The organism is Chryseobacterium barbadense (assembly GCF_042849955.1).
Classification (GTDB): domain Bacteria; phylum Bacteroidota; class Bacteroidia; order Flavobacteriales; family Weeksellaceae; genus Chryseobacterium.
In genome coordinates this window covers 1-1,476 of the sequence record NZ_BAAFHL010000141.1, presented here as the reverse complement: position 1 = coordinate 1,476, position 1,476 = coordinate 1, and the positions used below count along the sequence as shown (strand labels likewise).

The 1,476-nt window shown below is 34.5% G+C and carries 2 protein-coding genes; one reads left to right on the top strand and one right to left on the bottom strand.

Annotation, left to right across the window (positions count from 1 at the left end; genetic code table 11):
* Window positions 1-221: 221 nt before the first annotated feature.
* Window positions 222-869, bottom strand: coding sequence for a hypothetical protein (locus ACGHIN_RS17235; RefSeq protein WP_390456463.1), 648 nt, complete (start codon window positions 867-869; stop codon window positions 222-224).
* Between the two features lie 152 nt (window positions 870-1,021).
* Here ACGHIN_RS17235 and ACGHIN_RS17230 point away from each other — a divergent pair.
* Window positions 1,022-1,476, top strand: a 455-nt coding sequence (locus ACGHIN_RS17230; protein WP_390456460.1) for a C40 family peptidase, incomplete at its 3' end; no start/stop codon positions are given.

Sequence of the window (1,476 nt, the reverse complement as noted above, 5' to 3'; positions counted from 1 at the left end):
CCTTTAGACTGCCAGTCTAACGCTCTAGCCAGATGAGCTAATTCCCCATTTTTTCATTCCACATTTTTCGAAGCGGTACAAAAGTAAGTATTTAAACGAGATGTGCAAACATTTTATTGAATTTTATTTAACAGGAATGCAAATTATTTATATAATAATTATTTTTTTAAGAATACTTCATCGGAAAATTAAAAAAGTAAAAGCTCGATAAGCAAAGGAGGTTAAACAAATCCCATTCTCATTATTTTCCCGTCTTTTCTCAATGCCATAAAATGCAGAAGAAAATCATCAGTAGAAAAATGCCGCTCAAAGGCAACTTCTTGTTGGGTGCCGAGAAGCAGCTTATCTTCAAAACTTTCAGTCAGATAATCTTCAAAATCAATCTTCAAAGTCAGAATACTGACTTCATGAGCATTGAAATCTTTTCCAAAGTGAAGACTCTTATCCCATAATCCAAAAGAAATAGTTGCTTTATTCTCTATATTAGGAATGTTTCCCCATTGAAAGCCTTTCAGGAGAAGCATCCCTTCATCGGTGGACAGTCCGTTTTGTACTGTTCTTTTACCTCTTCCTGAAATATGATCACAATCTTTTATTTCTGTCATCAGCTTAGCAAGCTTCTGATAGAGTAGAGGATCGTCCGCTTCCTTAAGATAAGAACTCAAAGCCTGCCTTATCGTTTTCCCGATCTTGGAACAGTGCCCAAATTCTGAACTATTCTGCCTAACTTTTTCATAAGCAGGATTCTTCTTAAAAGCCGTTTTATTGAACCCGCTTTTTTTCCGAACCACATTCTTGCCGTTCAGTGTATAAAAAACAAGGTCTCCAACAGAGCCTTTTAGTTTGATTAAACTTTCATAAGTTGCCATGTAACGAAATTGGATTCAAATATAGTGATAATTAATTAAATATGAAGTTTTAACATATATTTATAGTATAGTTGTAGTATAGTTTATATATAATTAAAATATAATATGTATATTTGTAAAATATTTGATATCACATTAAAAATCAGTTCAATATGAAAGCGGCTTTCATTCAAAATACGAGAAGAATACACCAGTTGTCAGTTATTCTGATGGCTTCATCCGTCATCGTTTCCTGCGGAAGCTCTAAAAGCGCATCTGCTGCTAAAAGTAAAAACACTAAAACGGTTGTTAAATCTGAAAATTTGAGAAAGCTGGATTCAAAATTTGATGGAAAAATTTCAGGCTCTATTAAAGATATTCTGAAAGATGCTGAAAAATATATCGGTACTCCGTATAAATTCGGAGGCAATACTTCTTCAGGATTCGACTGTTCCGGATTTACCGTAAAAGTTTTTGAGGAAAATGATCTGAAATTGCCCAGAAGATCGTCTGATCAGGCGGAAGCAGGGAAAAATATCGATATCAGAGATGTAAAGCCGGGTGATCTTTTATTCTTTGCAACGGCAGGTGGAAGCAGGGTTTCTCATGTAGGAATTGTTCATGATAT

Excerpts from the sequence above, each read along its gene's own strand:
- ACGHIN_RS17235 (WP_390456463.1), bottom strand. The coding sequence starts at position 869 with ATGGCAACTTATGAAAGTTTAATCAAACTAAAAGGCTCTGTTGGAGAC.